28 protein-coding genes are annotated in these 26,954 nt (G+C 34.9%); 17 read left to right on the forward strand and 11 right to left on the reverse strand.

Annotated elements, in window-relative coordinates; all coding sequences use genetic code 11:
• Positions 1-340: 340 nt before the first annotated feature.
• A complete protein-coding gene (fdxB, locus tag K2F26_RS20325; protein WP_096565798.1) occupies positions 341-634 on the reverse strand; it encodes a ferredoxin III, nif-specific in 294 nt (97 codons plus the stop codon).
• A gap of 766 nt (positions 635-1,400) precedes the next feature.
• Between fdxB and K2F26_RS20330 the strand changes: the two genes are divergently transcribed.
• Positions 1,401-2,990 carry a helix-turn-helix domain-containing protein gene (locus tag K2F26_RS20330; protein ID WP_194058353.1) on the forward strand — a complete coding sequence of 530 codons (1,590 nt, stop codon included), beginning with the start codon at positions 1,401-1,403 and terminating at the stop codon, positions 2,988-2,990.
• 667 nt (positions 2,991-3,657) lie between these two features.
• Here the strand turns inward: K2F26_RS20330 and K2F26_RS20335 are convergent.
• From K2F26_RS20335 to K2F26_RS20345, 3 genes are all read right to left on the reverse strand, one after another.
• Positions 3,658-4,020 (reverse strand): four-helix bundle copper-binding protein, encoded by a 363-nt coding sequence (locus K2F26_RS20335; RefSeq protein ID WP_220609246.1) that lies wholly within the window; start codon positions 4,018-4,020, stop codon positions 3,658-3,660.
• Between the two features lie 109 nt (positions 4,021-4,129).
• Complete coding sequence (locus tag K2F26_RS20340) at positions 4,130-4,315, reverse strand: hypothetical protein (RefSeq protein ID WP_220612027.1); 186 nt, start codon at positions 4,313-4,315, stop codon at positions 4,130-4,132.
• Positions 4,290-4,517: a photosystem II protein, Psb35-related gene (locus K2F26_RS20345; protein WP_194058349.1), complete on the reverse strand. Its 228-nt coding sequence runs from the start codon at positions 4,515-4,517 to the stop codon at positions 4,290-4,292. The genes K2F26_RS20340 and K2F26_RS20345 overlap by 26 nt, the downstream gene beginning before the upstream one ends.
• A gap of 531 nt (positions 4,518-5,048) precedes the next feature.
• On the opposite strand from K2F26_RS20345, the gene modD reads away from it, so the two are divergent.
• Complete coding sequence (gene modD, locus K2F26_RS20350) at positions 5,049-5,891, forward strand: ModD protein (RefSeq protein WP_220609247.1); 843 nt, start codon at positions 5,049-5,051, stop codon at positions 5,889-5,891.
• Between the two features lie 194 nt (positions 5,892-6,085).
• Here the strand turns inward: modD and K2F26_RS20355 are convergent, their stop codons facing one another.
• Together K2F26_RS20355 and K2F26_RS20360 are read right to left on the reverse strand one after the other, a co-directional pair.
• Entirely contained in the window at positions 6,086-6,469 is a 384-nt protein-coding gene (locus K2F26_RS20355; protein WP_194058345.1) for a type II toxin-antitoxin system VapC family toxin, read from the reverse strand.
• A complete protein-coding gene (locus tag K2F26_RS20360; protein ID WP_194058343.1) occupies positions 6,466-6,663 on the reverse strand; it encodes a hypothetical protein in 198 nt (65 codons plus the stop codon). The genes K2F26_RS20355 and K2F26_RS20360 overlap by 4 nt, the downstream gene beginning before the upstream one ends.
• A gap of 468 nt (positions 6,664-7,131) precedes the next feature.
• On the opposite strand from K2F26_RS20360, the gene K2F26_RS20365 reads away from it, so the two are divergent.
• Genes K2F26_RS20365 through K2F26_RS25075 form a run of 3 tightly spaced genes read left to right on the forward strand, consistent with a single transcriptional unit; the run spans position 7,132 to position 7,935 of the window.
• Positions 7,132-7,455, forward strand: a complete 324-nt coding sequence (locus K2F26_RS20365) for a nucleotidyltransferase domain-containing protein (protein ID WP_220609248.1) — start codon at positions 7,132-7,134, stop codon at positions 7,453-7,455.
• Entirely contained in the window at positions 7,452-7,703 is a 252-nt protein-coding gene (locus K2F26_RS25070; protein ID WP_220609249.1) for a HEPN domain-containing protein, read from the forward strand. Before K2F26_RS20365 ends, K2F26_RS25070 begins: the two co-directional genes overlap by 4 nt.
• On the forward strand, positions 7,669-7,935 hold the full coding sequence (locus K2F26_RS25075) for a HEPN domain-containing protein (RefSeq protein ID WP_220609250.1): 267 nt from the start codon (positions 7,669-7,671) through the stop codon (positions 7,933-7,935). Before K2F26_RS25070 ends, K2F26_RS25075 begins: the two co-directional genes overlap by 35 nt.
• A 362-nt stretch (positions 7,936-8,297) precedes the next feature.
• On the opposite strand, the gene K2F26_RS20380 is transcribed toward K2F26_RS25075, so the two are convergent.
• Complete coding sequence (locus tag K2F26_RS20380) at positions 8,298-8,744, reverse strand: type II toxin-antitoxin system VapC family toxin (protein WP_220609251.1); 447 nt, start codon at positions 8,742-8,744, stop codon at positions 8,298-8,300.
• Positions 8,741-8,983, reverse strand: coding sequence for a hypothetical protein (locus K2F26_RS20385; RefSeq protein ID WP_194058335.1), 243 nt, complete (start codon positions 8,981-8,983; stop codon positions 8,741-8,743). Before K2F26_RS20385 ends, K2F26_RS20380 begins: the two co-directional genes overlap by 4 nt.
• Positions 8,984-9,507: 524 nt before the next feature.
• Between K2F26_RS20385 and K2F26_RS20390 the strand changes: the two genes are divergently transcribed.
• The 11 genes from K2F26_RS20390 (at position 9,508) to K2F26_RS20440 (ending at position 19,794) form a co-directional block, all read left to right on the forward strand.
• Entirely contained in the window at positions 9,508-9,864 is a 357-nt protein-coding gene (locus tag K2F26_RS20390) for a type II toxin-antitoxin system RelE/ParE family toxin (RefSeq protein ID WP_220609252.1), read from the forward strand.
• Entirely contained in the window at positions 9,861-10,190 is a 330-nt protein-coding gene (locus K2F26_RS20395; protein ID WP_194058331.1) for a helix-turn-helix domain-containing protein, read from the forward strand. The genes K2F26_RS20390 and K2F26_RS20395 overlap by 4 nt, the downstream gene beginning before the upstream one ends.
• Before the next feature lie 709 nt (positions 10,191-10,899).
• Positions 10,900-12,027, forward strand: a complete 1,128-nt coding sequence (locus tag K2F26_RS20400) for an SUMF1/EgtB/PvdO family nonheme iron enzyme (RefSeq protein WP_220609253.1) — start codon at positions 10,900-10,902, stop codon at positions 12,025-12,027.
• A gap of 309 nt (positions 12,028-12,336) precedes the next feature.
• Positions 12,337-13,062 (forward strand): pentapeptide repeat-containing protein, encoded by a 726-nt coding sequence (locus K2F26_RS20405; protein WP_220609254.1) that lies wholly within the window; start codon positions 12,337-12,339, stop codon positions 13,060-13,062.
• 125 nt (positions 13,063-13,187) lie between these two features.
• On the forward strand, positions 13,188-14,777 hold the full coding sequence (locus K2F26_RS20410; RefSeq protein WP_220609255.1) for a Ycf46 family AAA ATPase: 1,590 nt from the start codon (positions 13,188-13,190) through the stop codon (positions 14,775-14,777).
• 62 nt (positions 14,778-14,839) lie between these two features.
• Entirely contained in the window at positions 14,840-15,214 is a 375-nt protein-coding gene (locus tag K2F26_RS20415) for a DUF1257 domain-containing protein (protein WP_220609256.1), read from the forward strand.
• Between the two features lie 360 nt (positions 15,215-15,574).
• Positions 15,575-15,787, forward strand: a complete 213-nt coding sequence (locus tag K2F26_RS20420; RefSeq protein ID WP_220609257.1) for a DUF2997 domain-containing protein — start codon at positions 15,575-15,577, stop codon at positions 15,785-15,787.
• A gap of 59 nt (positions 15,788-15,846) precedes the next feature.
• A complete protein-coding gene (locus K2F26_RS20425; protein WP_228020510.1) occupies positions 15,847-17,067 on the forward strand; it encodes an AAA family ATPase in 1,221 nt (406 codons plus the stop codon).
• Positions 17,064-17,552 carry a hypothetical protein gene (locus K2F26_RS20430; protein ID WP_220609258.1) on the forward strand — a complete coding sequence of 163 codons (489 nt, stop codon included), beginning with the start codon at positions 17,064-17,066 and terminating at the stop codon, positions 17,550-17,552. The genes K2F26_RS20425 and K2F26_RS20430 overlap by 4 nt, the downstream gene beginning before the upstream one ends.
• A gap of 14 nt (positions 17,553-17,566) precedes the next feature.
• Complete coding sequence (locus K2F26_RS20435; RefSeq protein WP_220609259.1) at positions 17,567-18,118, forward strand: nucleotide exchange factor GrpE; 552 nt, start codon at positions 17,567-17,569, stop codon at positions 18,116-18,118.
• A gap of 89 nt (positions 18,119-18,207) precedes the next feature.
• Positions 18,208-19,794, forward strand: coding sequence for an Hsp70 family protein (locus K2F26_RS20440; RefSeq protein WP_220609260.1), 1,587 nt, complete (start codon positions 18,208-18,210; stop codon positions 19,792-19,794).
• A 196-nt stretch (positions 19,795-19,990) separates the two neighbouring features.
• On the opposite strand, the gene pcrA is transcribed toward K2F26_RS20440, so the two are convergent.
• Positions 19,991-22,336, reverse strand: a complete 2,346-nt coding sequence (gene pcrA / locus K2F26_RS20445) for a DNA helicase PcrA (RefSeq protein WP_220609261.1) — start codon at positions 22,334-22,336, stop codon at positions 19,991-19,993.
• A 209-nt stretch (positions 22,337-22,545) separates the two neighbouring features.
• Positions 22,546-24,273, reverse strand: coding sequence for a sensor histidine kinase (locus K2F26_RS20450; protein WP_220611962.1), 1,728 nt, complete (start codon positions 24,271-24,273; stop codon positions 22,546-22,548).
• Between the two features lie 748 nt (positions 24,274-25,021).
• On the opposite strand from K2F26_RS20450, the gene K2F26_RS20455 reads away from it, so the two are divergent.
• The gene (locus K2F26_RS20455) at positions 25,022-25,459 is read left to right on the forward strand and encodes a CAAD domain-containing protein (RefSeq protein ID WP_220611963.1); all 438 of its coding nucleotides are present in this window, start codon (positions 25,022-25,024) and stop codon (positions 25,457-25,459) included.
• A gap of 108 nt (positions 25,460-25,567) precedes the next feature.
• Here K2F26_RS20455 and K2F26_RS20460 read toward each other — a convergent pair whose 3' ends face one another.
• Positions 25,568-26,857 carry a homoserine dehydrogenase gene (locus K2F26_RS20460; RefSeq protein WP_220611964.1) on the reverse strand — a complete coding sequence of 430 codons (1,290 nt, stop codon included), beginning with the start codon at positions 26,855-26,857 and terminating at the stop codon, positions 25,568-25,570.
• Positions 26,858-26,954: the final 97 nt, after the last annotated feature.

Here is a 26,954-nt window from a genome sequence, read left to right on the forward strand (position 1 = left end):
CCAATTTATATACAATTAGCCTTCTTGATGATTAATTATGGTAACAGAATTAATCAGTCATGGGATTTTGGATTTTAGATTTTAGATTTTGGATTTTGGTTAACTTCTCATTAAAATCCACATAATTTTATCATTAAGGTAATGAACCCTAACAATTTTAAATCTATGTTTTTGTTAATCCTAAAATTTTTAATATTTTTTTAAATAATTATGTAAAGTTAGGTAAGGATTGAGTATTCCCCTCTAAATGAACTTTCATCAATCAGTGATGCTGATGTAAGGAGTTAAACAATTTCTCTTCTCCTTGTAACTTACTGACTGTAGTTGATGCCCATAAGTATTACTGGTCTAATGTTGTATGGGAATAACAATTTTTGGGACAAATACGAGAACAAGCTTCACAACCAATACAGTTCTCTGGGTGAGCGACTACCATCACCTTGCGTTCAATTTCTTCATCATCTTCATCTTCCACAAATTCACCTTCTTCATTCAATGCCATCAACCCTAAAACTGTGTAACCACATACTTTAATACATCTGCCACAACCAATACATTTATCCTTGTCAATTTCTGTAACAAATTTAGGTGTCCAAGACTTACCGCCAAATGTCAATCCTGTTAATGTTGCCATGAATCTAACCTCAGCAATTTCGCTTACAATTTTCTTGGTGATTTACTCTTAATAGTAGCCTAATATTTTGGCATTTTGCTGATAAAAATTAACTTTTTTATCAAGTTTTGCTGACTTGAAAAATCATGTCAATTTATCTCGAATAATTTTCTAGGCTAGATGCAATTTTTTATTAAAAAATCTCTACTCGATCCTTAGTATTCAAAGAGAAAATCCAGTTATTTTTCAGATAAATATAATTTATATCCTGATATTTTTATTGATAGGTTTTCGCAAAAATCAACAAGTAGAAAATAGTCCATAAGGTGAAAGTAAGAATTTTGACAGTATTTGCAGATACTAAATAATCAACAATCAGAAGTAAACAGTTAGTGAACAGGAATTTAAACATTAACTAATTAAAAACAATTTTCAGTTTTTCAGATGTTATTAAAAAACAGTTTTTGTCAAGATTTCCTGTGAAAGCAGAACACAAATATTAAAAAAAATCTCCAAGCTCATTATGAACAAACTTAGCGAAATCTTTATGAAATGTATAGTTAATGAAGAAGCAATGAAGCCTGACTTTCAAAGTCCCAAAGAGGTGACAGGTAAAAATCAACAGTGAACAGTGAACAGTCAAAGACAATAACTGTTAACTGATAACTGTTAACCAAATAACTGATCTTGTCATGGAGATAATTTGGTAGCAAGTTATGAATCAAGACGAGACATCGAGGGTAGACTTGAGCCAAACATCTCAGCAATTAGACTAGGAAGCAGCCTTATGCCTTATACAATTCCTAACAAAAATTGCGATGGATGTGATAACTGCCGCCCCCAATGTCCTACGGGTGCAATCAAAATCGAAAATAACGAATATTGGATTGATCCTTGTCTTTGTAACAATTGTGAGGGTTATTATCCAGAACCGCAATGTGTAATTGCTTGTCCTACAAATTCCCCCATACTCTGGCAAGCAAAAAAAGGCAGATGCAAAGTTGAAGTGCGAGAACCTACCAGTCCTAATTTATTTTCTAATGGCAAGAATCATCCCTTTGCTTCGGCAATAGTTATTTGGGAAGCTTGCAACTTACTAGCACAACGTAAATCATTACAATGGCAAACAGATGCAACAGGTAATTTACACTATAGCCGACAAGTTAATCAAGGTCGGGGTGCAATTTCTTTTCAGCTTCAGGACTCATTTCAAGTTAGTAACCGGGCTAAAAATTTACCAACAATTGAAAATCTTGATCTTCGAGCCGCTTGTATTCATCTGATTTTTGCTGCCTATGCTACAACTTTAGATCAACCCTGGGAACAGGAGTTTTCAATTGATGAGCGACAATTTGAAGCATACTTGGGATTAGAAAAACGTAAAGACCTTAACAAAATCACCAAGTTATGTTTAATCAAAAACATCGTTCAACAAGCTTGCTCTCTGGTTGTTTCTATTGACTGGCAAGCAAGAGGTAAAGTTCCCGGTTTTTCTGTTACAGAAAGTCCTTTGTGGCATTTAACAGATATTCATCATCATTTTCAGGAAGATGAACAGGGATGTAAATATTTAGTTGGGTTGACATTTAAAGTGAAAGCCGGTCTTTGGGCGCAGCATTTTTTAAATAAACAAGGCTGTAAAGAACGGACTGGTTTCTATCAATATGGTACTTTGCCGAAAACGCTGTTAACTACAGTGATGAGTCTGTGGCAGCAACATGAAGGCGCAGTCAGATTGATGTTATGGTTACTTTTTAAAACCAAGATGGGTAGAGAACAACGCATCACTGTTCCTACTTTACTGCGTGTTGCTTATGGTGAGGAAAAAATTAACTTAGCTTCCAGATTACGAGATGAAAGAAAGCGGTTATTACGAACTTTTGAAAATGATTTGGAAGTTCTCAATCATTCTGGAGTTAAGCCAATTTTTGATCCTGTTACCTACCCCATAGAAATCCAACCATTATGGGCAAAATTAGTTGATATTCCCGAAGATCCAGATGAAGCTTTAGAGTTTTGGATCAATGACGGTGGTGGTGATCATCGTCTTACAGATAGCGGTCCTCGTGGTAAGTGGAATATGTTGATGAATGCCCGGATTTTATCTTTTGAATTACCACCAGAATGGGAAAATATCAGTGCAGATGCTGAGAAAAAAAAGCGGCGTAATGTGAGAAGTAAAAAAACCGTCAAAACTACGGATAATTTATTAGCTGAACAAGTATCTCAAGCCCGCAAAAGTATCAATATCTCCCAAAGAGAATTAGCAAAGTTAACAGGTAAAAGTCAAAGTTGGATTCGTGATGTGGAAAATGGTCGTCTGAAACCTAAACCTGAAGATCAAGCTTTATTAAGGAGGGTGCTGAATATTCTTTAACAGGACTTATGCAAAACAGAACGAAAGTAGGGGTAATTTAAAGTAGGGGTAATTCATGAATTACCCCTACCTAAGAATTAGGTTTTTAGAACTAATACCCAGATCCCCGACTTCTTAGAGAAGTCGGGGATCTATTGGTAGGTAAACTGCGATCGCTATTGGATTTTAAATAATAAAATCTTATCAAAATCCATAAAATGATTGAAAATCTGTAATTGACTACATTTTTCCTTTATATTTTCTTAACATTTAATTGAGAATTATTTTTATTTATCAACGAGCTTGCAATACTTTCAGCTATCTGCTATAATTTAGAAGAATTTGTAAATTGCTTTATTGTCCCTACTTTAAAAATGTATCTTTTAGCACAAGCTTACAAGTCTTGACTGATAAACGCTTCAGCAATAGCCAAAAAAGAAATAACCCCTAAAATCAAAAATTTATCAAGAAATCCTGACACGAGATTTACCAAAATTACCTGCTTTTGTTTGCGGGTGAGAAATAGGGGCATTGACAAATAAGACAATTTATGGTGATGATATTCAACCTTGAATGAAACAATTATCAATTGTCAATTATCAATTGATAAGCGCCCAAACCACAACAGCCTGAGCGCCTAAATAGGTTGCAGATAAATTGATAATAGTTAATCTGCTAGTTATTCAAATTAAGCACGTGCCATTTGCATGGATCGGCAAGTTTCCGCACATCTACGACAAGCTGCGGCGCAATCTCTCATTTTGCTGTCATCACCGATGGTTTCACAAGCAGCAGCACAGCGATCGCACATTTCCGCACACAGCATACAAGTGCGTCCCATAAATTCAGAACCACTCATCATCATATTTGTACACATCATGCACATTTCAGAGCAATCGCGCATTATGCTCATCATGCCTATATCCATGTACCTACCACCTTTGCTCATGCAGTAAGTCATGGTTTCCAAGCAGATTTTATGACATTCCATGCAAGCATTCATGCAAGTTTGCATTTCCGTAGTCATGGATTCAGTCATCATCATCATCATAGCAAATACTCCTGATTTTTTGATGCGTATTTATAGTCATGAATTAGACTAATAACCACATTAATTACCGATGTTTCCAGGGTAAATAATAGGGGAAGCCCTGAATTGATCAGCCGATAATTCCGACAATGAATACTAACAACAAAATCAGAATCTTTCTTGCTACTTTGGCAGTAATTTCTATTTGAAAAGAAAACCGTTGAATATTCCAATCCCCGACTTCTTGAAGAAGACGGGGATCTCTGCACTTTGATGAAGCGTTTTTACTACTATTGGGGTAGAGTGCGGCTGGCATAAGCATCCATCGCATAAGCAGGAGTGCGATCGCTGTAATCAATTTCCATGCCAGTAATAGACTTAGCCAATTGTTCAAAAGACTCAGAACGCCAGTTCCGTTCATGGATAGGCTTGGTTTGTTCACCCATGAAGTAAGCCAGAGAACCAATCACAGAAACAGCAACCCAACCTACAACTAATAATGCAACTAAGATAGTCATCCTTAACCTCGTGTTTTAATTATGTCTTAACTTTACTTTCGTGTCTTAAACATTTATTGCTTTATGTAAATAAATGTAACAGATTGTTTTCCAAATTGTCAAATGTTCCCCAGTTGTGCTAACCGATGTTTGTGGTAGAGTATTCCACACTCTCAGACTAAATACATTACTATATTACTATATAGTACGTTAGTGTATCAATCAGATCAATTGCTGGTTAGAGAGTAGCTGAGTAATTATCTCTGCGTTCATGGGGAGAGTAATAAAGATGTAATTGCGATCGCAATTCAACTAGGAGCAACAGTATATGATAGTGATTGGTGATTGGTGACTGGTGATTGGGTTATTTACCTCCCCATCTCCCCTTCTCCCTCCTGTTCCCCCCCCAAACAGATATGCTCCCTATTCCAATGGACAAAATAAATGATATCAAGTCCAGTTAATTACTGATAATCAACTTTCTCCTCTTCACTCTTGCCTTTTGCCTACCCTCACAGATAATATAACTATTCCAACGGAAATAATATGAGAATGTTCTTTTCTGATGAAGAAATAGCACAATTAATTGCAGAAGATGTCCCATTTCTCGATTTAACTACCTATGGATTAAATATAGGTAAAGAATTAGGAGAAATTGAATTTTCTACCCGTCACACCATGACTATTTGTGCAACGGAAGAAGCAGCAAGAGTATTTGAAAAATGTGGTGCAAAAGTTGAATATTTACTAGAAAGTGGAACTTGTTTAACATCACAGCAATTAATTCTCAAAGCTAGTGGTTGTGCGGAAGCTTTACATATTGGTTGGAGAGTGGCGTTAAATTTAATGGAATACTCTTCTGGTATTGCTACCCGTGCAAAAGAATTAGTTGATGCTGCTAAAAATATAAATTCTGATGTGGCAGTTGTCACAACTCGCAAATGCTTTCCTGGTACAAGAATTATTTCTATGAAAGCAATTTTAGCTGGTGGTGCTACTCCCCATCGTTTAGGACTTTCAGAAACAGTTTTGATTTTTAAACAACACCTATTATTTATAGATAGTATTGCGGAAATAAGTGAGCGAATTAATCAACTGAGAAAACGATTTCCAGAACAAAAAATTGCTATTGAAGTGGAAACAGAAACCGATGCTTGGATGGTGGCTGAAGCAGGAGTTGATTTAATTCAATTTGATAAAATTCCTACTGTAGAACTTAGTGGTTTAGTTGCAGAATTAAAGCAGAAATATCCAGGTTTACAATTAGCAGCAGCAGGTGGAATTAATTTAGAAAATGTCAGGAATTATGCCAGCACAGGGGTAGATATTTTGGTGACCAGTTACCCGTATTTTGGTAAACCTGCTGATATTGGGGCGAAGATGAAACGGAGGTAATAATTGTCTGAATGAGGATGTCCAGGATTAAAGGATTTTCAGGATTGTTATTTGGTGGTTAATGGCTGTTATTTATGTATTTATTCTTACATCTCACATCATAAATATTCACTTTTATCCATACTAATCATCAACAAACAAGTAATAATTAAACAATCACATCTTGTACATCCTCACAATTATATTTAATATAATCAATTAGCAAAAGGATTGACTATTTTTAATTCTGTAATTGCCTGAAAATCACTAATATTTCTTGTCACTAAAATAGCGTTTTGATTTATTGCTGTAGCAGCGATAATTGCATCAGGAAGTTTAATTTTGTAATTTCGCTTTAATTGTATGGTTTTATTTTCAATCTCTTGTGATAATGGAACTACAGTAAACTGAGATAACAAATCTTCAATACATTCTTCTTCTTCCTGTGACAAACCAGCAAAACTCAGTAATTCAATACGGATAATTGGTGAAAGTAGAATTTCGTGTACATTCACAAATTCTTCTGCAAACCATGAATCAACTATTATATCATCGGCTAAATAGTAGATAAAAATATTTGTATCATAAAGATATCTCATTTATCCCACTCCTGACGCAGATGAGATAAATGAGCTAACATAGCTGATTTTCTATGTTTTAAACTTCCTTTAGCTTTACTAATTTTTTCATAGTCTTTTTTCCAATTTAATAGCATTGATTCAGGTACATCTACCGTAATTGAATCTTCATCTTGAGATACAAGATAATGTCTTGGTATTTTGATTAATGGCATAGTTTTATGCTCCTGTTTCTCTCACTTCAGATTGTAACATAATGACGATATTATACATAATATTATACAATTGTCTGAATCAGGATACCCAGGATGATAGGATTTTCAGGATGATTATTTGATGATTACTAAATGTGAATGATGTATTGATTATTATAGTCATTTCCTCAAAATTAACCTTTTGTCTGAATCAGGATACCCAGGATTAGAGGATTTTCAGGATAATTATTTGATGATTACCCAAAGTAAATAATGTATTGATTATTGCAGCTATTACTTAAAAATCATTAACACCTAACCAATAATTAAACAATCACATCCTGTACATCCTTAAATCCTGGACATCCTGATTCTGACAATATTAAAATTATCTAAACCACTAGCAAAATTACCCAAATATGCTATATTAAGTACAGCATATACCAACAACACAGGTTAATTATTGTTCATTCACTCTTAATTAAAATTATGCTAAATCAACCTATTTACACAGTTTTAACCCAAGTACAGCAAAAGTTAAAACAACTTTATGGAGAACAGTTAGAAAAACTAATTTTATATGGTTCACAAGCCAGAGGAACAGCACAACCAGATTCAGATATTGATATTTTAATTGTGTTAAAAGATGTTTTTAATTATTCTCAAGAGAGTGAAAAAATTAGTCAAATAATTGCTGATTTATGTTTAGAATACAATGTGTTAATTAGTTGTGCTTTTGCTAATAGAGAACAATTAGAAAATTATGAGAGTGGTTTTTTTCGTAATATTAGAAAAGATGGTTTAATAATATGAATGATGACCAAAAAAGACTTTTAGAAAAAGCTGAGAGGAGTTTACAAGCAGCAGTAGAACTTAACCAAAAAGGTTTTGCTGAATTTGCTGTTTCTCGTGGTTATTATGCTATGTTTTACAGCATTTTGCGCGTCTATCTGGTACAGGTTATATCTCATTTTCAATTTGATGTAATGATATGCCCTAAATTCTTGTACCTAATCGTTACGCAAAGTGCTGTATATTGCTACGGCTTTTTTAGAAAGTGAAGGACTTGCTTATTCTAAACATTCAGCCGTTATTGCTGCTTTTGGAGAAAAATTTGCTCGCACAGACAGAGTTCCTCGTGAATTTCATCGTTATTTAATTGATGCAGAAAGAACTCGTTTAAGGGGTGACTATAATACTGATCCTAATATTACAGAAGCTGATGCGGATCTGATTATTCAAAGAACTATAGAAATCCTAGATTTTGCGAAAGCAAATATTGATTGTTTATGAATGTTTTTTGTCTGAATCAGGATAACCAGGATTAGAGGATTAACAGGATGATTATTTGATGATTACTAGATGTGAATAATGTATTGATTATTGCAGTTATTTCCTCAAAATTAACTTTTTGTTTGAATCAGGATACCCAGGATTAGAGGATTAACAGGATAATTATTTGATGATTACCCAAAGTAAATAATGTATTGATTATTATAGCTATTACTTAAAAATCATCAACAACCAACCAATAATTAAACAATCACATCCTGTACATCCTTAAATCCTGGAGATTATCTCGACTTACTTCGACTTCGCTCAGTACAAGTCGCTCGATAACCACCTGATTCTGACAATAATATTGTACTATATTCTTAGCTACTAATATTTTCAGGGTGAATAATTGTAATTTCAGGAACAGTTATAAAATCTTTGGGATTTAAAGTTAAAATATGGCTGATATGATGAGCAAGCATCACGGCTAATATGTGTATATCGTGAGTGCGTTTACCAGAAATATTATATGTTGTTACTAAGTTCAACCAAGTAGAAAATACATCTGGTGTTTCTTCTAGTAAATCAAATTGATTTATTAGCATTTGTACTGCTTGGGTTGTTTGTGCTACAGTCCACCCTAATCCATTAACATTGACAGGACGAGTAGCAACAACCCAAAATTCAATGATTACTTGAGAAGTAATAAAACATTGATGATTATTAGATATTAAATATTTAATTGTTTTATCAACTAAATGAAAATCAGGAGATGTGATATCTCTGGAACGTAAAAGAATATTGGTATCTAATAGGTAATTACTCATCTTCCTCTGTCATCATAAATGTTTTCTCGACGTAGTGCTTCATCAGGAAGATTAACAGAACTTTGAGGAGCTTTTTCTATCCACTCTTGCCAAAGTTTTAATTTTTCTTCAGATGTTAAAGGTTTTTTAGTTTGTTGGTGGAAATTTTGATAATTCAGCCTTTCTTGGAAAAGTTGTTTTTCTTCGGGAGTTAATTTTAACACAATTTCTACTAAGGAATCAATAAGTTGTACATTCATAATTATTTATCTCATTTACTAGGTCATGGGCAAGATTACATTCTATTATAAACTCTAAACTGTCATAATCAGGAGATCCCCGACTTCTAGCAAGATTTTCTGATTTCACCACAAATTTACTACAGAAGTCGGGGATCTGATTCTTCACCTTCTAAACGTGAATAATGTATTGATTATTACATTCATTTTCTCAAAATTAACTTTTTGTCTGAATCAGGATAACCAGGATTAGAGGATTAACAGGATGATTATTTGATGATTACTAAATGTGAATAATGTATTGATTATTACATTTATTTTCTCAAAATTAACCTTTCTTCATACTAATCATCAACACCTAACCAATAATTAAACAATCACATCCTGTACATCCTTAAATCCTGGACATCCTGATTCAGACAATATTAAAATTATCTAAACAACCAGCAAAATTACCCAAATATGGTATATTAAATACAGCATACACCAAACTAACCATTACCCAAAAGTAAAGGAAATTAAGATAAAATAAGTTAAGCGGATTTATGGAATGGAATATAATATTTGATCCAGATTTTAGAATTTGGTTTTATCAACAAGAACAGGGATTTCAAAATGAAGCATTTGCAGTATTAGGTATTTTAGCAGAATTTGGACCCAGTTTAGGAAGACCAAGAGTTGATACTTTAGAAGGTTCTAATTTCAGTAATATGAAAGAACTACGTATTCAATATCAAGGAGAACCTTGGCGGATTTTATTTGCATTTGATCCCAAAAGACAAGCGATTTTATTAGTTGGAGGTAACAAAACTGGTAATAAAAAATGGTATAAAGAAAATATACCCATAGCAGATAAAAGATATCGAGAATATTTGGAAACACTCAAGGAAGAAAAATCATGAAAAAATATACAACTTTATCGGAAGAGTTAAATCAACTTTCTCAAGAACGAAAAGAAATAATTGCTGCAAGAACTTCTGAATTAAGATTAGCAGAAATTACGCTGCAAAATTTACGGGAAAGATTGGGTTTATCATCATCAGAATTAGCTGATAGTTTGGAATTATCAGAAATAGAAATATCTGATTTAGAAAATCAACCAAGTTTAGAATTAAATACAATACGTAATGTTGTTAATGCTTTGGGAGGAACTATGGAAATTATTATTAAACTTCCTAATAAAGAACCTATTATGATGAATTTGTCTGAATCAGGATACCCAGGATGATAGGATTAACAGGATGGTTATTTGATGAATTTGTCTGAATCAGGATAACCAGGATTATAGGATTTAGAGGATTGTTATTTGATGATTAGTAGAAGTGAATGATATATTGATTATTACGGTTATTTTATAAAAATTAGCCTTTTGTCTGAATCAGGATAACCAGGATTATAGGATTTAGAGGATTGTTATTTGATGGTTACTAGATGTGAGTAATGTATTGATTGTTACAGTCATTTCCTCAAAATTAACTTTTTGTCTGAATCAGGATACCCAGGATGATAGGATTTACAGGATGATTATTGGATGAAAATTAACTTTTTGTCTGAATCAGGATAACTGGTTACTGAGCGAAGTCGAAGTACAGGATTAGAGGATTTTCAGGATAATTACTTGATAATTAACCAATAAAAATAATGTATTGATTATTCCGGCTATTACTTAAAAATCATCAACACCTAACCAATAATTAAACAATCACATCCTGTACATCCTTAAATCCTGGACATCCTGATTCAGACAACCACAACATCAACACCTAACCAATAATCAAACAATCACATCCTGTACATCCTCAAATCCTGTACTTCGACTTCGCTCAGTAACCAGACATCCTGATTCTGACAATATTAAATTTATGTAAACAACTAGCAAAATTACCCAAATATGCTATTTTAAATACAGCATACATGAAACCAACCATTAACTAATCATGAATAATCCACAACAACCAGGAAAATACGATGCTGTGCTTGGTGGTAATAGTCCATCAATAGAAGGTGCAGCCGTTTTAGGTGGTATTGAAGGGGTAAAATTACGGTTACAAAATCCAGATGCAAAAGTGAGAATTGCTGCACTTGAGCAAGCTTTGAATTATGGAGAACAGGGTTTAGATTTAGTAATTGCAGGTTTAAAAGATAAATCTTGGGATATTCAAAATGCAGCTTATTTAATATTAAATTCTAGAACAGAACCAAGAATTAAACAAATATTAGAAAAACCTAATCACGAAGGTTTAAAACTAGAACAAATTGAAGTAGTAACAGTTAATAAAATTGGTGAAATTATTCAACGACAGCAACGTATAGCTAGATATTTTATAGAAGATTTGGGTAATGGTGTTAGCTTGGAAATGGCTGCTATTCCTGGTGGTACTTTTATGATGGGTTCACCAGAAAATGAAGAGGGAATATCTTATGATGAAAGTCCCCAGCATCAAGTTACTATTCCTAGTTTCTTTATGGGAAAATATCCGGTAACACAGGCACAATATCAAGCTATTATGGGAACTAATCCTTCTTATTTCAAAGGTAGTAATCGTCCAGTTGAACAAGTTAGTTGGAATAATGCCGTGGCTTTCTGTAAAAAGTTAAGTCAAAAGACAGGAAAAAACTATAGATTACCAAGTGAAGCCGAATGGGAATATGCTTGTAGAGCGGGAACTAACACACCATTTCACTTTGGAGAGACGATTACAACTGATTTAGCTAACTATGATAATATTAATACTTATGGACAAGAACCCCAAGGAGTTTATAGAGAAAAAACAAGAGACGTAGGGAGTTTTGGAGTAGCCAATAACTTTGGATTATACGATATGCACGGCAATGTATGGGAGTGGTGTCAAGATAATTGGCATAGTAACTATGAAGGTGCGCTAACAGATGGAAGCGCATGGCTAGATGCTAAAAAGAATACTAACACAAAGCTGCTGCGCGGTGGTTCGTGGGTCGTCAATCCTGAGGGTTGCCGTTCTGCTTGTCGCTTCAACAACATCCTCGCCTTCAACGACTTCAGGGTTGGTTTTCGGGTTGTATGTAGTGGTGCGGCGAGGACTTAATAGCACTATGCTCTCTTGCTCTTTTTTTGTCTTACCTCTCTCGCATAGCGAAAAATTTTTTTGTCTGAATCAGGATATCCAGGATTAAAGGATTTACAGGATTGTAATTTGATGATTGATAGATGTGATTGATATATTTATTCTTCCATCTCACTTCATAAATATTCACTTTTATCTATACTAATCATCAACAACTAACCAATAATTAAACAATCACATCCTGTACATCCTCAAATCCTGGTCATCCTGATTCAGACAATAATATGCTATTTTTAATACAGCATACACGAAACCAACCATTAACGAATCATGAATAATCCACAACAACCCCTAGAATACGATGCTGTGCTTGGTGGTGAAAATCAAATATCAAGTAGTCATGATCTGAAAATGACCACAGAAAGAGCGGTAAATTTGTTAAAAGCTGGTACAGCGGGAATTAAAGCATGGAATCTATTTAGACAGAAAGAAACCTATCTCCCTAGTCTTGAAGGAGTTGATTTGAGTGGAATTAATTTGACTGGTGCTAATCTTCAAGGTGTGAATTTAAAAAATTCTAAATTAGTTAAAGCTAAACTTATAAGTGTCTATCTTATTAATGCCGATTTGCAGGAATCTGATCTAACTCAAGCATCGCTAACTAACAGTAATTTTTCTAATGCTAATCTTCAAGGTGCAAACTTGACAAATGCAAATTTTATTAATTCAAATTTCACAAAAGCTAATCTTACAAAAGCTAATTTAACAGAAGGTGTAGGATATAATGACAATGTATCATGTAACTTCAAAGAAGCAAATTTCTCAGGTGCTATTGTAATCAGAGCCAATTTGAAAAACTGTAATTTAGAATCAACAAATTTAACTGAAACTAAATTCGATAATGCTAATTTATATGGAGCAAATCTTCAAAATTCCATTATTGCTAATACAAGTTTTTTAAACACAAATCTTGAATTTGCTGATGTAACAGGAACTAATTTTTTTTTCGCCCATCTTAATCAACAAACTCTGACAAATAACACTAGAGGAATTTAATAACTATACTAAATTCATTTAAAGTGCTATTAATTCAGACATTTATTTTCTTCTTTGCTCCTTTGCGTCTTTGCGCGAAACAAAAAGCTCAATAAACTAACAACTAATCCCCCTATTTATACATAATGAATAACCCCCATCAACAACTACTCCAACAAATAGACCTCATGCTTCGCGCCCGCTATCCCCTACTATATATAGTCGGAGTCGAAGAAGAACCAATAGAACAAGTCCTGCAACAACTCACCCAAATATCCCAGACACCACGACAACTATTATTATGGGATATCGTCACCGGTTGGGATGACAACGGAACTGATAAAGGTTCAGTCATGGGTGCATTATCAAGAATTACCAAAACCCCAGAAAATACAACCACAATATTTGTATTGCGAGACATACATTTTATTCTCAAAAACCCCGAAACAGAAAAAAATGCTCCCGTAATTCGTGCTATCAAAAACCTCACCCGTCAACTCAAACGCACACGCCAAACCCTCATCCTCACCAGTCATACATTAACCATTCCCCCAGAACTACAAGAAGAAGTTACAGTAATTGATTTTCCCTTACCCAACATCCAAGAAATTGATTATTTAATTCAGCAATTAATAGTCCCCGAAAAACTTAACTTAAATGGACTAGGAAAAGAACAATTAATTAAAGCCTGTCAAGGATTAAGTCGCGCCAGAATTAGAAGAGTTTTAGCCGCAGCTTTAGCAGCAAAAGGACAAGTCAATGAATCAGATATTGATAGAGTTTTAGAAGAGAAAAAACAAGCAGTTAGACAAACAGGAATATTAGAATTTTACACATCCAATGAATCATTAAAAAACGTCGGCGGATTAGAAAATCTTAAACAGTGGGTAAGAATGCGTCAAGATGCTTTTACCGAAGAAGCACGACGTTATGGTATACCCAACCCCAAAGGCGTTTTATTAGTAGGAATCCAAGGAACAGGAAAATCATTATCCGCTAAAACTATCGCCCATGAATGGCGTTTACCATTGTTACGTTTAGACGTGGGCAGATTATTTGGGGGAATAGTCGGAGAAAGTGAAAATCGCATTCGGCAAATGATACAATTAGCAGAAGCAATATCACCCTGTGTATTATGGATGGATGAAATAGATAAGGCATTTGGTAATATTAATAGTGGTGTTGATGGTGATTCGGGAACATCGCGCCGGGTATTTGGTACACTCATTACCTGGATGCAAGAAAAAACCAGTCCGGTGTTTATGGTAGCTACTGCTAATAATGTGCAAATATTACCAGCCGAGTTATTAAGAAAAGGGCGATTTGATGAAATATTCTTTTTAAATTTACCCACAGAAAAAGAACGCCATGATATTTTTAAAGTTCACTTGCAAAAAATCCGTCCTTCCCGACTGCGAGAATTTGATTTACCCAAACTTGCCAGAAATACAGAAAATTTTAGCGGTGCTGAAATTCAACAAGTAATTATTGATGGAATGCACCGGGCTTTTGGTAGTTTAATAGATGGAAATAGGAGGGATTTTAATACAGAAGATATTTTAGATGCGGTATCGGAAACTGTGCCTTTGGCGGCTATTGCTAAGGAACAAATTACATTTTTAAAACGTTGGGCGGCGGAAGCTGGCGCAAGAACGGCATCTATTGATACACTGTTAATGGAGGAGTTGAAGGTTTATTCTCAGCAGCAAGGTTTGGGTCCTTTGGAAGTGGATTAAATAATTGATAATTGACAATTGATAATTGATAATTCATGAATGAAAAAAGGAGTTGATTTTTTATGTCTCATTTTACAAGTATCAAGGTGCAAATTAAAGAGGGTGAAGTGCTGCTTCAAGTATTAAAGGAGTTGGGTTATCAGGTTGAGTTAAATTCTCAGGTGCGTGGTTATAGTGGTTCTAAAACTAATGCTGAATATGTGATTAAACAAGCTAATGGTTATGATTTGGGTTTTCGTCAACAGGGGGGAATTTATGAATTAGTTGCAGATTTTTGGGGTGCGGAAATTAATCAACAGGAGTTTGTTAATAATATTAGTCAAAAATACGCTCATAAAACTTTGATGGGAACTATACAAACTGAGGGTTTTAATGTGGAAGAAGAGGAGGTTTTAGCAGATGGTACTGTGCGGGTTGTTGTTGGTAAATGGGTTTAAATAAGAATTGATCCCCCCAACCCCCCCAGGGGAAACGCATCTAAATCTTATTGACAAAATACCGTTTTAATGTATAGACCAATAAATCCCTATTTATCGTTTGATTGATTTTTTCAGGATCATGGTGATGGACTAAAATATTGTCAATAAGTGGTCGTTAATGCGAATATTTTGGTCGTTATTGAGATTGAATCGCCCTTATTGATAAGATGCGTTTCCCCTGCCAACCCCCCTTATTAAGGGGGGCTAAATATCAAATTCCCCTTTTTTAAGGTAAGAGGGGCTAAATCGTTCAAATTCCCCCTTTTTGGGATTTAGGGGGATCTAAAATGTTAACATTATTAAAAAGGAAAAATTCTCATGGCAGAATATCAAAAGATAGAATATCGCATTGGTAAAGATGGTAAAATTGTGGAACGGGTTTTAAATGCCACTGGTTCTAGTTGTGTGGAAACTACAAAAAATTTAGAACAATCTTTAGGAGAAATAGAATCTCAGGAATTATTACCAGAATATTATCAAGATGATGAGATGATTACAACTTCTGAAAATCAAACCTTACAACAACAGTAAACTTAGATACCGGACTTCTTTAAGAAGTCGGTTATCTGAAGACTGATAACGAGAAATATATGGCTTACGCCACGCTTCGCTATCAGAAATTACTGTATAATCGTTATATACCCAGACAAAATTATCCATTATTTTCTACTTTTAGGAATGGCTGTATTATGCTTCAAAGATTATATGTAAATAATTTCCGATGTTTAGAAAACTTTGAACTGAAAATAAAAGATATACCATCTGCTCTCTTGATTGGCAAAAATGGTACAGGTAAATCAACTATTGGTAAAGCATTAGAGGTTCTTCAAGCTATTGCTAGAGGTACAAATAGATTGCGGGATCTGGAAAAAAATAATCTTATTGGACGAAATGATTTTGCTTATAGCAAGTTTGAAGTTCCCATTCGCTTAGAAATAGAAGTATTATTGAAAAATCAATTATATCAGTATATTCTCGCGTTAGAGTTACCAGAAAATTTTCAAGAGCTGCGAGTTTTTGAAGAACAGCTTCTAGTTGATGGAAATCCAATTTACTCTCGAAAAAATGCTCAAGTTACTATTCATAGTAATACCCAAAATAAAGAAGCTCAGTTTTCTGTAGATTGGCATTTAGTAGCTATGCCAATAATTAGTAATGATAGTCTTTATGTTTTAAAGAATTGGCTGGCTGAGATGATTATTTTAGCACCAATTCCTAGTTTAATGACTGGAGATTCTCACGGGGAAACTTTACAACCAAAAAAAGATGGTACAAATATTGGAGAATGGTTTTCTGGTTTACTGGGTAGATATCCTGCGGCCTATAGAGAAATTGACAAATATCTCCGAAAACCTATGCCAGACTTTCAGGATTTTGTTAATGAAATTATTGCTAAAGACGTGAAAAGTCTCATCGTTAGATTTGCGAAAAATCAAGCTACTTTAGATGTTAATTTTCAAGATTTATCAGATGGTGAAAAATGCTGTTTTCTTTGTGCTGTGGTATTAGCTACTAATCAATTCTACAGTCCGGTTTTCTGCTTTTGGGATGAACCTGATAATTATCTTTCTCTATCGGTAGTAGGTCATTTTACTATGTCTTTACGACGTTCATTTACAAATAGTGGACAACTTTTAGTAACTTCTCACAATCCTGAAGCAATCAAAAAATTCTCTGATGAAAATACCTTTTTTCTTGATAGAAAAAGTCACTTAGAACCAACTTTAATTAGGTTGATCAGTGAGATACCTGGTCTTGGAGATCAAGTTGATCTCATTGAAGACTTAATTTGTGGAGATATAGAATTATGAGTTCAAATGAGTATAGACCACATCTTCTAATTTTATTAGAAGATAAAGCTCATAACGATATTGTTAACGGATTTTGTCTAAATTTAAACGTAGATGAAGATCAGATTGAACGTCTACAAAAAGCGCGTGGATGGGTAAACGTCAAAGATAAATTTGAAAAAAAATATATTCCCAAACTGCGACAAAATGTTAATAAACATATTTTATTGATTATTGATCGGGATATCTATCAAAATAGAGGCACTTATGTACAAGAATGTATTCCTGAAGATATAAAAAATAGGGTATTTATTTTGGTTTTCAACCCTAATCCAGAAATTCTTAGAAATGATACTAAAAAAAGTTTTGAGAATATTGGAAAAGCACTTGCTAAAGCTTGCTATGAAAATCAAAATGGACTATGGGAACATCCTGTTCTTGTAGATAATAAACCTGAGTTAGAACGAATGATTTTATCTGTTAAACCATTTCTGTTTACCAATTAGCCTAAAAAAATAATATGCTAGAACAAATTAATCATATCGGTTTTGCCGTCATTCTCACTATTATCATTTATATGATTCTGCGTTTCCTATTTCCCGAAACCCAGGAAAATACACCAACTAATTATCAACCTATCACCTCAACAGATACAGAACAAAAAATTAAAGATTTAGAATTACAATGTCAACGACTGCGGGAAGAATTAAAACAACAATCTCAACAACTACAAACCGATTTCCAAACTGAAACCTTTACCCAATTACAAACATTATTAACCAACTATCCCACAGTCAAAAAAATGGCTTTAGCTAAACCTGACTTACCCGCTAAAAATCTGGTTTCCCTATTTACATCTTTAGATAATTTAATTACCAATTGGGGTTATACTGTGATTGGGGAAACTTGGGAACAGGTTAATTATAATCCCCAAATACATCAAGCTGATAGTGATGATATTCAAGAAGGTGATTTAGTTTATATTCGGTTTATTGGTTATCAAAATGGTGATCAAGTTCTCTATCCTGCTAAGGTTAGTCGCTCTTTACCGGGAGGTTTTAATAATAATTGAATTTTAGTTTCGCGCAAAGTCGCAAAGAAGCAAAGACGCAAAGAAATCCAAGAGAATTATTTATTATTCTGACTCCTGACTCCTAAATTATGACTACAATTGCAATTGATTTTGGTACAAGTAATACTGTAATTAGTATTTTAGAACCTGATACCCAACAACCTAAAAGTTTACGTTTCCCTAATTTATCCCGTGTCTTTGTGGGTGTAAATTCTCAAGGTGAAAGGTTAGAATTTCCCGTTATTCCTAGTTTATTATTTATTAAATCACCCAATAATATTATATTAGGTGAAGGTGTAAGAAGTCAACGTTTAGGACTTTCTCAAAGTTACCCTCCTGAAAGATTATTTAAAAAATTTAAACGCGATTTAGCTGGAGATTATCAACCACCACCACGTCAAATTGATGGAATTAGTTATAATTCTATTGCTGTTTCTGAATTGTTTATCCAAACTATTTGGACAGAAATCAAAAAGCAAAATATCCAACCTACTCATTTAATTTTTACTGTTCCTGTTGGTGCTTTTGAACGTTATTTAGACTGGTTTCGAGAGTTAGGTAATAAATTAAATGTTCCCCAAGTTTCTATTATAGATGAATCTACAGCAGCAGCTTTAGGTTATGCTGTAAAATCTCCCGGTAAGTTAATTTTAGTGGTTGATTTTGGTGGGGGAACTTTAGATTTAAGTTTAGTGAGAACTATTAATAATTCTCATGATAATTATAACTTACGCGCTGAGGTTTTAGCAAAATCAGAAGCTTATGTAGGTGGTGAAGATATTGATGTTTGGATAGTTGATGATTATTTGCGATCGCAAAATCTCACACCTGAACAAATTGGTAAAATCAGTTATCAAAATCTCCTAGAAATTGCTGAAGGTTTAAAAATTCAACTTTCTAAAAATCAAACCGCTTCCGAAAGTTGGTTTGATGATGAATCTTTTATGTCTTATGAATTAAAAATTAACCGGGAAAAATTAGAAGAAATTTTAGAATATTGGCAATTTTTACAACAGTTAAGGGATGCGTTAGATGAAGTTCTAAATTTTGCTTTAAGAAAAGGTATTTCTAAAAATGATATTGAACAAGTTTTATTAGTAGGAGGAAGTTGTTTAATTCCCGCAGTTCAACAATTAATCATCTCTTATTTTGGTAAAAACAAGGTAAAATTAAATAAACCCTTTGATGCTGTATGTCATGGTGCATTAGCAATAACCCAAATTACAGAAATAGATGATTTTTTGCGTCATAGTTACGCGATTCGTTTATGGGATAATTTCAGCAAAAGTTATATTTATCATCCTATATTTACCAAAGGTACAAAATATCCTTGTCAAAGTTCCCAATGGTTAACCTTACAAACTGCAAATAATGGACAAACAGAGATTCGTTTAGATATTGGAGAAGTAGGTGATATGACACAAACAGAAATCGCTTTTGATGCTTCAGGTAGAATGACTTCTAGCACTCTCCAACATCAAGAAAGTTATCGTTCCTTAGATACCCAACATCAACAGGTATGTGTAGCAAAACTTAACCCTCCAGCAGCAGCAGGATTTGATAGAATATCTGTGTTATTTGAGGTAGATTCTCGACGAATTTTATTAGCAACTGTCAAGGATTTATTAACAGCAGAGATATTAGTTAATAGAGGTGAAATTTATAAATTAATCTAAAATTTTCTTCCCCAGTCCCTTTTATCAATTGATAATTGACAATTGAAAATTGACAATTGTTTCATTCAAGGCTTCCGCCGTGAGCGTCAGCCGATAGCGTAGCGTGGCGTATGACTCCTACGTCGTCACGCAAGCTATAGCCATACGGTTTAAAACCTCCCCTTTCAAGGGAGAGGTAATTGTCAATTGTTCATTGTTAATTGTCAATTATTGAATCCATTCTTTGCAACTGCGCTACTTTCGGATCAATGATTTTTTGACCTAAACTAGCAAATTTAATCGCTACAGATATCTTATTACCCGTCCCAAAAACATGAGTAATTTCGCCGATTCCAAAAGTTTTATGCAATACTCTTTCGCCGACTCGCCAATTTTCTGATGCGCATTGATTATCAGGGTTTGCAGATGTTGACTTAGTAAAAGTACGGGTGTTTTTCTTTTTGGTGGTTAATAAATCTGGGGGTAGTTCATCCAAAAATTGCGATCGCAAAGCTGGTTCTCTACTACCATACAACCTTCTTTCTCTAGCATGGGATAAATACAATCTTTCCTTAGCGCGTGTTATCCCTACATAACACAAACGTCGTTCCTCCTCCAACGATGCAGGATCTTGTAAAGAACGATAACCAGGAAATAACCCCTGTTCTAACCCAACTAAAAATACTACAGGAAATTCTAAACCTTTAGAAGCGTGCAAAGTCATTAAAGAAACTGCTGTTTGTCCTTCTTTTAAATTATCTAAATCAGAACTTAACGCCGCACTTTGCAAAAATGCTTGTAATGAAATATCATCACCTTTATTGTCATCTTCAAACTGAGTGATAGCGTTAAACAATTCTTTGACGTTACTGATTCTATTATCAGCTTCATCCGTTCCCTGTTCCATCAAATCCCGAATATAGTTAGAATCATCCAAAATTCCTTCTAAAATTTCAGAACCGGGAATTTTTGTAATTTGTTCTTGCCATTTCTGAATTATACCAGCAAAACCATTCACAGACTTGGCAGCACGTCCAGCTAAAGTATTTACTGATGTTTCATCACTTAATATTTCCCATAAAGTTGTACCTAATTGTTGGGAAGCATTCATCAAAGCATCAATAGTAGCTTTACCAATTCCCCGACGAGGAGTATTAATAACTCTTAATAAACTAACTGTATCCGCTGGATTATTAATTGCTCTTAAATAAGCGACAACATCCTTAATTTCTTTGCGGTCATAAAACTTCATTCCCCCAACAACTGTATAAGGAATTTGATATTTTACTAATAATTCTTCAAAAGGTCGAGATTGGGCGTTAGTGCGATAAAGAATAGCAAAACTACCCCAATTTAATTCCGGGTTTTGATGTTCTAAAGTGCGAATTTGATTAATCACAAAATCTGCTTCTGCTATTTCATCATCAGCTTTATAACAATAAATTTCTTCCCCTGCATCTCTTGTAGCTCTGAGAATTTTATCAATACGTTGGGTATTATTTTCAATTAGTTCATTAGCAGCTTGGAGGATATTTTCACAAGAGCGATAGTTTTCTTCTAATTTTACCATTGTTCTGGTATCATCATCCTCTAAACCATCACCAAAATCTTGTTGAAATTCTAGTAATATGGTAAAATCAGCCATTCTAAAACTGTAAATTGATTGGTCAGCATCACCCACCACAAACACAGACCGATTTTGCCAATCCCACTCACTCTTTCTGTTTTCACCATTAGTTACTAACAGACGAATCAATTCATATTGAGTGCGGTTGGTGTCTTGATATTCATCTACTAAAATATGACAAAATTTCCGATGCCAATACCCTAAAACTTGTTCATTTTGTTGAAATAATCTTGTAGGAATTAAAATTAAATCATCAAAATCTAAAGCGTTATTTTGTGCTAATCTATCTTGGTAAAGATTATAAACATCAGCAATTACCCGACCACGATAATTTGGCTGTTCTCGTTCAAATTCCTGGGGTGATAAACCTTGGTTTTTGGCATTACTAATAGCGTAACGCACAGATTTAGGCTCAAATTTTTTACTGTCTAAATTAAGTTCTTTAGTAACAATTTCTTTGATTAAACTTTGGACATCAGACTCATCAAAAATAGAAAAGTTTTTATTCCAACGTCGTCCTTTTTCATCTTGATATTTTTCGATATCAAAGCGGAGAATGCGAGAAAAAAGACTATGAAAAGTGCCACACCACATATTTTTGATAGTAGTGCGATAAACTTTAGATATCAGTTGAGTTTGTTCGTATTCTGGTAATAAATCAAACTTGTTACCGTGTTGAGAAATAGCTAATTGTTCAGCAAATAACCTTTGAATCCGGTCTTTCATTTCCCGTGCAGCTTTGTTGGTGAAAGTCACCGCTAAAATATTTTCAGGGTTAACACGGTTTTGCAGAATTAAATTAGCGATACGGTAAGTAAGCGCACGAGTTTTACCAGAACCCGCACCAGCGACAACTAATAAAGGTCCGCAATAGTGTTCAACTGCTATACGTTGACTGGGGTTAAGATGGCTAAGAAAATCTATATTTGTAGTCATAGGTGTGTGAAATAGCGATGCAATAATATTTATACAGTAGGGAACAGGAAGATTGAAAATCTTTTAGTACATAGCTTTTTTTATTAACTACTCCCTGTTAAGTGCAATATTACCTATCTTATTCTCTTATTCTCTTCTTCCTTCGTTCCTTCGTTCCTTCGTGGTTCATTCATATCATAATAAAATTAAACCAACTTAAACCCAATCACCTATTCCCTATTAGCTTTCAAAGGTAAATTTACTCTAAAAGTAGAACCAACACCAAGCTGACTTTTGACAATAATCTCACCCCCCATCATTTGACAAAAATGACGGCTAATAGCCAATCCTAACCCAGTACCGCCATATTTCCTAGTAGTGGAATTATCTCCTTGAGTAAAAGGTTGAAATAGCTGCTGCTGCTGACTAGGGGACATACCAATACCTGTATCAGTGACAGTAAAACTAATTATACCTAAAGGAGCATCTTTGAATAAGTTGGTTTTTTCATGTTTAACTGTCAATGTGATTTTACCGTTTGTAGTAAACTTAGCAGCATTGCTGAGTAAATTTAGCAATACTTGTCGCATTCTTTTTTGGTCAGCATACATATTTCCCAAATTTTCATCACAGTCTACCACCAAGTTATTACCATTTTTTTCCATAGCTGGTTTAACGGTGAGAACAAGATTATTAATCAAATTTGTAATATCAAATGTTTCTGGGTAAAGAGTCATTTTCCCAGCTTCGATTTTTGACACATCAAGGATATCGTTAATCAGTTCTAGCAAATGTCTACCAGCGGAATTAATAGTTTCTAAATCAGTAATAAAATCAGGAGAAGCACCTATATCAGCAGCATCATCTTGCAAAAGTTGACTTAAACCAATAACTGCATTTAACGGTGTGCGTAGCTCGTGACTGACATTAGCGAGAAATTGACTTTTTGCTGTGCTGGCAGCTTCAGCTAATTCTTTCGCCTGTTCGAGTTGTTTAGTGCGTTCAGATACTCGCTCAATCAAGCGATTGAGAGATTTAGCCAGCAAGCCAATTTCATCATCAGTAGTGATGGGAGCGCGTAAATCAAAATTAGATTTTTTTGCCACTTGTTCAGCTACTTGAGTGACAGTAATTACAGGTTCAGCGATCGCTCGACTGGTACGCCAAGCTACCACAGCTGCAATAGCCACAGATAGCAGCATACTGACTATAAAAATTGTTCTTTCTACAAATCTCGCTTCCTCTACATCGTTTTGCCTATCCTGTTCTTGTTCTTGCGCCGTTCTTAAAATTCTCGTCAACTTATTTGATAAATTATCTAGATCCTCGACAGTGTTACTGTTCATAACTTCCAGTAACTCTTTGCGTACAGTTTCTACTTGTTCAGACTGTAAAGCATTATTATCAAGTTTTTGTAAAATTTTTTCTACTTGCTCAATATAAGCTTTAAAATTACTAGAATAATCTGATAATAAAGTTTGTAAAGTGTTGCTATTGGCAGCTAAAGTCTCGGGCTTACTGCTAATATATGCGCTGATTTTTGTGTCTAATTTTTGAGCTTCAGCAAAAGAAGTCAGTAATTCATCTTTTTTCTGGGTTCGCTTTTGTGTATTTTCTAACACAGCCACTAAATTCGCGCTATGCAACTGTGCCTCAAATATGGCATTTTTATAATTATTCAGTAGTTGTTCTTGCTGTTTAGCCTGATGGAACTGCCGAACTTCTCTTCCTCGGTAATAGCTGGCCAGCACCAACCCAGTCAGAGAGCCGAAAAAGCCAATTCCAATAGCTACAAAGTAGCCATAGCCAATTTTTTGATGGATACGCCATGAACTAGCTTTAAGTTTCCCACGGGAGGGAAATTCTATTGTTGGAAGTTCATCTATTTTTGACTCTTGAGTTGACACTTTCTTGCTTTCCAAACTTTTGTCAACAAGGGTAGGCTTTTGATCTGGTATCCCAGCATTTTCTTAACCTTCCTACAAATATCACCAACCAAGTTTAACCTTGATAATGACTTTAAATATGATTAAATTTTCATTTACCCTCTTTGATAACAGGATTAAATCATTCTTTTCCAGATAATAGCATGGACTTATATTGAGTATAGAAAGTTGAGACATTTCTCAAGGGTTAATCAAGGCAGCTTTGCTGGAGTGCGTTTCTGTGCCAAAAATTTTCCTTTCCAATGCGAGATATTAGAGGCGATTTTTCCGATCAAACTTATTATGTTTGATAGAGATTTTACAATTGACTAAACATTATATCATCAAATATTATTAACGTCTAGTCTATTTGAACAAACCTAAAAATTGTTACATATTAAAATCAAGATGAAAAAGCCAATTGACGAATCTGGCGGAATATAGCTTTAATAGTCAGAAATAGGCAGATTAAATCAGCGTTTAACAAAATCGGCGTAAGTCCCCGACTACAAGAATGTGAGTTGGGGATATAAGCTGGAAGATTGAGGCGTACATCCTTGATGCACAACAGCTTATCCAATTATTTTCTAGATTTACTTTACTGTTAATGCAGCAAAGGTAAGACGGTAATTAAGGTGATAATACCTATTACAAACACTAAAAACCCTTTTTGACCTCAACCTGATTGTACTGATTCAGGAGTCCATTGCTTAGTAAACAGTCTTGTGGTCAGAATAGTGAGGATTAAGAAAACTCCACTGTCAAAATTATGGAAGTGAAAATGCAAGAACCAGAATATACAGAAACCAAGTCAAAAGAAACAACAATCCCAGATATCAACACCCAAGCAGGAAGCATCACCAAACTACAGCCTCCTGTACAGTCTCAAGAGCAATGGCTCAAATATGGGCAGCAAGTTTCTGGCTTTTTAGGCACATTACCTGACTATGTAGGTAACTTCTTTAATCAATACAAGCAGCCTATAATTAGCGTTGGTTTAGTGATTACAGCAATTGTCACTGTTAAGGTCTTACTGGCTGTACTAGATTCTCTCAATGGTATTCCCTTGGTAGCACCTACCTTTGAATTGATTGGTATTGGTTATTCTGCCTGGTTTGTTTATCGCTATTTACTCAAAGCTTCAACTCGGCAAGAGTTAACCAGTGAAATTACAACCCTCAAATCACAAGTTGTAGGTAAAGACTCTTCAGAATCTTAATTTTTCAGGAGTCAGGAGGCAGGAGGCAGGAGTTAATATTCTCCCCCTACTTCCCCTACTTCCCCTGCTTCCCCTGCTTCTCTTCCCAGTCCCCAGTCTCCTATCTCCTCAAAGCACTCGTAAAATGCTAGGAATGCTATCTATTGCTTCCAGGGTTTGAATTTCGGCTAAAGCTTGTCTAAAGTCGCCTTCTTTCACATCGTGGGTGACAACGACAATTTCTGCTAGTTCTTCCTGAAAACCGGTTTGGACGACTGACTCTAAACTCACGCCATATTTACCAAAGCAAGTTCCTAATTTACCGATGACTCCGGGATGGTCTTTGCTGAGGAAACGAGTGTAAAATCGGGTAACAAGTTCAGAAATTGGCGCTATTTGACAGTAATGTTGATGTCTACAAGCTAATAAGGGATTTGCTTTGGGGGTATTAGTTTTCAACGTCGCTACCAGATTTAAAATATCTGAACAAACAGCACTAGCAGTAGCACCAGCACCAGCACCAGGTCCAAAAAACATTACCTGGCCAATGGGTTCACCTTCCACCAGAATGGCATTATAAACACCATTGATACTAGCCAAAGGATGAGTTTGGGGTACTAAAGTGGGATGGACTCTCACTGATAGCTGAGAATTATCACCGATTTGGCCTTTGGCGATCGCCAATAATTTAATCACAAATCCCAATTTAGCAGCATAGGTAATATCGGTCTTACTGACTTGGCGAATGCCTTCACAATAGACATCTTGCAAGTTGATGCGATCGCCAAAACCTAAAGATGCCAAAATAGCAATTTTATCAGCCGCATCCAAGCCATCAACATCAGCGGTAGGGTCAGCTTCTGCATAACCTAAACGTTGAGCATCAGCTAAAACTTCATTGAAGTCGCCGCCTTCCGTTTGCATCCGGCTAAGGATGTAGTTAGTTGTACCGTTAACAATGCCAGTGATAGTATGAATTTGGTTAACACTTAAAGACTGTTTGAGGGGTTGAATCACAGGGATACCACCACCAACAGAAGCTTCTAGCATCACATATACCCCAGAAGCGTTGGCAGCGGTAAATATTTCTGCCCCAAATCGGGAAATAGCCGCTTTATTAGCTGTTACTACGTGCTTACCATTTTTAATAGCAGTGAGGATCAGCGATCGCGCTGGTTCTAATCCTCCCATGACTTCCACAATTATATCTATATCTGGATCATTGACAATTGCTTCTAGATCCGTAGTCACTACCCCCGATGGTAGTTCTACATCTCGGTGTTTATCAAGCGATCGCACTCCTACCCGATGAATTTCGATTTCCTGCAACAGTGGGTGACGACCTTCCAAGTCCTGCAACAGTTGTACAGTTCCCGTTCCCACAGTACCTAATCCTAATATTCCTAGTTTAACACCCACAGATTTTGCACCCAAACGATATACACAAAACAATTGTAGGCAGGGCATCGCCCCACCTACAAACTTAAAGCTGAGAATTTGGAATTAAATTACTATT

This window comes from Sphaerospermopsis torques-reginae ITEP-024 (genome assembly GCF_019598945.1).
Classification (GTDB): Bacteria; Cyanobacteriota; Cyanobacteriia; order Cyanobacteriales; family Nostocaceae; genus Sphaerospermopsis.

Excerpts from the sequence above, each read along its gene's own strand:
- fdxB (WP_096565798.1), bottom strand. The coding sequence starts at position 634 with ATGGCAACATTAACAGGATTGACATTTGGCGGTAAGTCTTGGACACCT.
- K2F26_RS20330 (WP_194058353.1), top strand. The coding sequence starts at position 1,401 with ATGCCTTATACAATTCCTAACAAAAATTGCGATGGATGTGATAACTGC.
- K2F26_RS20335 (WP_220609246.1), bottom strand. The coding sequence starts at position 4,020 with ATGATGATGATGATGACTGAATCCATGACTACGGAAATGCAAACTTGC.
- K2F26_RS20340 (WP_220612027.1), bottom strand. The coding sequence starts at position 4,315 with ATGCCAGCCGCACTCTACCCCAATAGTAGTAAAAACGCTTCATCAAAG.
- K2F26_RS20345 (WP_194058349.1), bottom strand. The coding sequence starts at position 4,517 with ATGACTATCTTAGTTGCATTATTAGTTGTAGGTTGGGTTGCTGTTTCT.
- modD (WP_220609247.1), top strand. The coding sequence starts at position 5,049 with ATGTTCTTTTCTGATGAAGAAATAGCACAATTAATTGCAGAAGATGTC.
- K2F26_RS20355 (WP_194058345.1), bottom strand. The coding sequence starts at position 6,469 with ATGAGATATCTTTATGATACAAATATTTTTATCTACTATTTAGCCGAT.
- K2F26_RS20360 (WP_194058343.1), bottom strand. The coding sequence starts at position 6,663 with ATGCCATTAATCAAAATACCAAGACATTATCTTGTATCTCAAGATGAA.
- K2F26_RS20365 (WP_220609248.1), top strand. The coding sequence starts at position 7,132 with ATGCTAAATCAACCTATTTACACAGTTTTAACCCAAGTACAGCAAAAG.
- K2F26_RS25070 (WP_220609249.1), top strand. The coding sequence starts at position 7,452 with ATGAATGATGACCAAAAAAGACTTTTAGAAAAAGCTGAGAGGAGTTTA.
- K2F26_RS20380 (WP_220609251.1), bottom strand. The coding sequence starts at position 8,744 with ATGAGTAATTACCTATTAGATACCAATATTCTTTTACGTTCCAGAGAT.
- K2F26_RS20385 (WP_194058335.1), bottom strand. The coding sequence starts at position 8,983 with ATGAATGTACAACTTATTGATTCCTTAGTAGAAATTGTGTTAAAATTA.
- K2F26_RS20390 (WP_220609252.1), top strand. The coding sequence starts at position 9,508 with ATGGAATGGAATATAATATTTGATCCAGATTTTAGAATTTGGTTTTAT.
- K2F26_RS20395 (WP_194058331.1), top strand. The coding sequence starts at position 9,861 with ATGAAAAAATATACAACTTTATCGGAAGAGTTAAATCAACTTTCTCAA.
- K2F26_RS20400 (WP_220609253.1), top strand. The coding sequence starts at position 10,900 with ATGAATAATCCACAACAACCAGGAAAATACGATGCTGTGCTTGGTGGT.
- K2F26_RS20405 (WP_220609254.1), top strand. The coding sequence starts at position 12,337 with ATGAATAATCCACAACAACCCCTAGAATACGATGCTGTGCTTGGTGGT.
- K2F26_RS20410 (WP_220609255.1), top strand. The coding sequence starts at position 13,188 with ATGAATAACCCCCATCAACAACTACTCCAACAAATAGACCTCATGCTT.
- K2F26_RS20415 (WP_220609256.1), top strand. The coding sequence starts at position 14,840 with ATGTCTCATTTTACAAGTATCAAGGTGCAAATTAAAGAGGGTGAAGTG.
- K2F26_RS20420 (WP_220609257.1), top strand. The coding sequence starts at position 15,575 with ATGGCAGAATATCAAAAGATAGAATATCGCATTGGTAAAGATGGTAAA.
- K2F26_RS20425 (WP_228020510.1), top strand. The coding sequence starts at position 15,847 with ATGGCTTACGCCACGCTTCGCTATCAGAAATTACTGTATAATCGTTAT.
- K2F26_RS20430 (WP_220609258.1), top strand. The coding sequence starts at position 17,064 with ATGAGTTCAAATGAGTATAGACCACATCTTCTAATTTTATTAGAAGAT.
- K2F26_RS20435 (WP_220609259.1), top strand. The coding sequence starts at position 17,567 with ATGCTAGAACAAATTAATCATATCGGTTTTGCCGTCATTCTCACTATT.
- K2F26_RS20440 (WP_220609260.1), top strand. The coding sequence starts at position 18,208 with ATGACTACAATTGCAATTGATTTTGGTACAAGTAATACTGTAATTAGT.
- pcrA (WP_220609261.1), bottom strand. The coding sequence starts at position 22,336 with ATGACTACAAATATAGATTTTCTTAGCCATCTTAACCCCAGTCAACGT.
- K2F26_RS20455 (WP_220611963.1), top strand. The coding sequence starts at position 25,022 with ATGCAAGAACCAGAATATACAGAAACCAAGTCAAAAGAAACAACAATC.